Source organism: bacterium (assembly GCA_021372775.1).
In the GTDB taxonomy this organism is placed as follows: Bacteria; Acidobacteriota; Polarisedimenticolia; order J045; family J045; genus JAJFTU01.
The window spans coordinates 1-3,517 of the sequence record JAJFTU010000105.1; the positions used below are offsets into that span (position 1 = coordinate 1).

4 protein-coding genes are annotated in these 3,517 nt (G+C 74.8%); 3 read left to right on the forward strand and 1 reads right to left on the reverse strand.

Going from position 1 to position 3,517, the window contains the following annotated elements; translation table 11 throughout:
- The coding region (locus tag LLG88_03615) for a carboxypeptidase-like regulatory domain-containing protein (GenBank protein MCE5245996.1) at positions 1-312 on the reverse strand (312 nt) is incomplete at its 3' end.
- Positions 313-794: 482 nt separating this feature from the next.
- Between LLG88_03615 and LLG88_03620 the strand changes: the two genes are divergently transcribed.
- From LLG88_03620 to cas2, 3 genes are all read left to right on the forward strand, one after another.
- Positions 795-1,025, forward strand: coding sequence for a hypothetical protein (locus LLG88_03620; GenBank protein ID MCE5245997.1), 231 nt, complete (start codon positions 795-797; stop codon positions 1,023-1,025).
- 83 nt (positions 1,026-1,108) lie between these two features.
- Positions 1,109-2,857, forward strand: coding sequence for a CRISPR-associated endonuclease Cas1 (cas1, locus tag LLG88_03625; protein ID MCE5245998.1), 1,749 nt, complete (start codon positions 1,109-1,111; stop codon positions 2,855-2,857).
- A gap of 3 nt (positions 2,858-2,860) precedes the next feature.
- Complete coding sequence (cas2, locus tag LLG88_03630) at positions 2,861-3,151, forward strand: CRISPR-associated endonuclease Cas2 (GenBank protein MCE5245999.1); 291 nt, start codon at positions 2,861-2,863, stop codon at positions 3,149-3,151.
- Positions 3,152-3,517: the final 366 nt, after the last annotated feature.

Below are 3,517 nucleotides of genomic sequence, written 5' to 3' on the forward strand. Positions count from 1 at the left end.
GCCGGCGCGCGGCGCGGCGAGCGCGTACCGCCCGTCGCTCCCGCTCTTCGTCGCCGCGGCCACGGCCGGCCCCTCGCCGCGCAGCGTCGCCGCCGCCCCGGCGCGGGCCGTCGCCTCGGCCAGCAGCTCGACGTCCGCGCCGGCCATCGGCGCGCCGCTGGGCGCGATCACGCGCCCCTCGAGCCGCGGCCCGTCGGCCGCGTCCGGCGCTGCCGCCGCTTTCGCCGCGACCGCCGCTCCCGGCGCGACCGCCGCCGCCGTCACCACGAGAATCGCGACCACCACCGCCGACCACCCGCGCGCACTCTTCATCGACGTATCCCCCGTGGACCGGCCGAGCATACGCCGGTCTCCGGACCGCTTCGGCCGTGACCCCGTTCAACCGCCTCTGGTCCGCCGCCCCACCGCAACTTTCCGCGCCGCCGCCGCCGATCGTCGCCGATCCGGCACGTTATATGCCGCATCGCGCGCTAACCTCGCGACGCTCGGCAAGGGGGGACCGGCGGCGCGCGAGCCCCGCCGGGCCAGGGAAGGGCGCCCGCCCAAGGGGGGCCGGGCGCCCGCTCCCGATCGGCGCGCGGACGGAACGACGCGCACGGCGCGTCAGCGACTCCCGTCCCGCGCGTCCCATCGACAAGCGGGCCGCGCCCGCGTCCGGACGCGCCAAGCGCCGGACTCCTCTCTCCCACGCGGCCCTCGTGAGCGCGCCGGCGCGCGGTTCTCCGCGCTCCGGCTTGGGGGCGGGCGCCCGTCGGGGGGCGGGCGCCCGCGTTCACGATGAAGAGGAGGCTGCCATGCTGCGATTCCTCGTCGGCCTCGCGGTGATCGGCGGCGTCGTCGCCGCCGTCTCCTTCGTCTATTCCCTCGCGTCCGGCGAGAAGCCCGGGGAAGCCGCGGCGACCGGCGCGGCGAACGGGGCGGGCTGCGCCATCGGGCTCGGCCAGATGATCTTCGGCTTGCTGCTCGTCCTGTTCCTCGCCGGGCTGGTCATGCGCATCGGCGGCTGCGTCCTGCGGCATCTCTGAGGCGCGCAGCCGCTTGACGGGCCGGCCCCGGCGCGCCGAAAGTGGTTGCGCGTCGCGGGGGCGTAGGCTCGTGGGGGGACTCGATGTCCGACAAGGACTTAGATCTCGGGGCGGCGGAGGACGCCGACCTGATGCCCGTGCGGATGGTCAACGAGTACGCCTACTGTCCGCGCCTGTTTCATCTCGAACACGTCGAAGGGCAGTGGGCCTCGAACGAATACACCGAGGACGGCAAGCGGGTCCATCGCCGCGTGGACAAGCTCGATCACGTCCTGCCCGACGCCGACGCCGCGGCGGAGGAACGCGCGGAGGCGCCCGAGGCGAAGGCGGGGGCGCAGCCGGAAGGCGAGGAGCCGCCGCAGGTCACGCGCTCCGTCTCGCTCGGCTCGGCCCGCCTCGGGATCGTCGGCAAGCTCGACCTCGTGAGCACGGCGGGCGACGAGGCGGCGCCGGTCGAGCGCAAGCGCGGCCGCGTCCCCGACAACCCGCAGCGCAGTTGGGAGCCGGAGCGCGTGCAGCTCATGGCGCAGGGGCTGCTGCTGCGCGAGGCCGGCTACCGCTGCGACCACGGCGTCCTCTACTTCGACGCCTCGCGGCGGCGCGTCGAGATCACCTTCACGCCGGAGCTCGAGGCGCGGACGCTGGCGGCGATCGAGGGGGCGCGCCGCCAAGCCGCGTCCTCGGTCATCCCGCCGCCGCTGCGCGACAGCCGGCGCTGCTTCGGCTGCTCGCTCGCCGGCATCTGCCTGCCCGACGAGACGGCGGCCCTCGCCGAGGCCCCGCCCGATCCCGCGGCGCCGGCCGTGCGCCGCCTCTATCCCGCGCGCCCGGACGCCTCGCCGCTCTACGTGCAGGAGCAGGGGGCGCGCGTGGGGACCGACCGCGGCACGCTCGTCGTCTGGAAGGAGGGGGAGAAGCTGGCCACGGCGCGGCTGATGGACGTGGACCACCTCGTGCTGCTCGGCAACGTGCAGGTCACGGCGCAGACGCTGCACGTGCTCTGCGAGGCCGGCGTGCCGGTCGTCCACTGCTCGACCGGGCACTGGTTCTACGGCGTCACCGCGGGGCTCGGCCTGCGCAACGCCTTCGACCGCGCCGCGCAGTACGCCGCGGCGGCGGACGGCGAGCGGCGGCTCGCCTTCGCGCGGGCCTTCGTCTCGGCGAAGATCGGCAACCAGCGCACGCTGCTGCGCCGCAACGCCGACCCGTCCCCGGACGCCGCGCTGCTCGAGCTGCAGAACATGCGCCGCGCCGTCGAGTTCGCGCCGGACGTCGAGGCGCTGCTCGGCGTCGAGGGGACGGCGGCGCGGGCCTACTTCGGCGAGTTCGGCACGATGCTGCGCCCGCCGTCGGGGGACGTGGAGTTCGCGTTCGAGGAGCGGAACCGCCGCCCGCCGCGCGACCCCGTGAACGCGCTCCTCTCCTTCGGCTACGCGATGCTGGCCAAGGAATGCGCCGTGGCCCTGCTCGCCTGCGGGCTCGACCCGTTTTGGGGCCTCTGCCACGCGCCGCGCCACGGCCGGGCGGCGCTGGCGCTCGACCTGATGGAGGAGTTCCGGCCGCTCGTCGTGGACTCCGCCGTCCTCAACGCGATCAACACCGGCATGGTGACCCGCCGCGACTTCACGCGGAGCAAGTCGGGCTGCCTGCTCAACCCCGCCGGGCGCAAGGCGTTCATCCGCGCCGTCGAGGCGCGGCTGGACCAGCTGGTGACCCATCCGACGTTCAACTACCGGCTCAGCTGGCGCGCCGTCGTGCGCCTGCAGGCGCGGCTGCTCGCGCGCGCCCTGCGCGGCGACGTGGCGCAGTACGCCGGCATGGTCACGAGGTAGGCCATGGACCGCCGCCGCTACCTCGTGACCTACGACGTCGCCGACGACGAGCGGCGGACGAAGATCTTCCGCTCGCTGATGCAGCGCGGCGACCACACGCAGTACAGCGTCTTCATGTGCGAGCTGACGGCCGGCGAGCTGGCGCGGCTGCGGCGCGTGCTGGAGGAGATGGTGAACCACGAGCTCGACCAGGTGCTGCTCGTGGACCTCGGCCCCGCCGCGCGCGACAGCGGCCGCGTCGTCGGCTCGGTCGGCCGCCCCTACCGGCCCCCGATCAGAGCGCTGGTGGTCTGACGGCGGCGGCGACGCGCGCCCCGCGCGGCCGAACCGCGGCCGGCGGGGCCCTTCGAGCGGCCCGGCGGTGTCCAAACCCCGGGGCCCGCTCGCGCTCTTTGAAAACAAAGCGCTTAGGCCCCGGCGGTGCCCGCTTCGCGCCGCCGGGGCGCCCCTCTTCGCGGGGGCCGCTCGCGAAGGCCCTCGGAACGCCGCTAGAATCACGGGGTTCCGCGGGAACCGTTTCCTCGCGCTTCGGCGCGAGGCCTCATTGAAGCTTCTCCGAAATCGACGCCTTTCCGAGCGCGGTTCTCGGTTTCCTCGCGCTTCGGCGCGAGGCCTCATTGAAGCGTGATGACGACCTTCGGCGCGGTCGTGATGCACTGG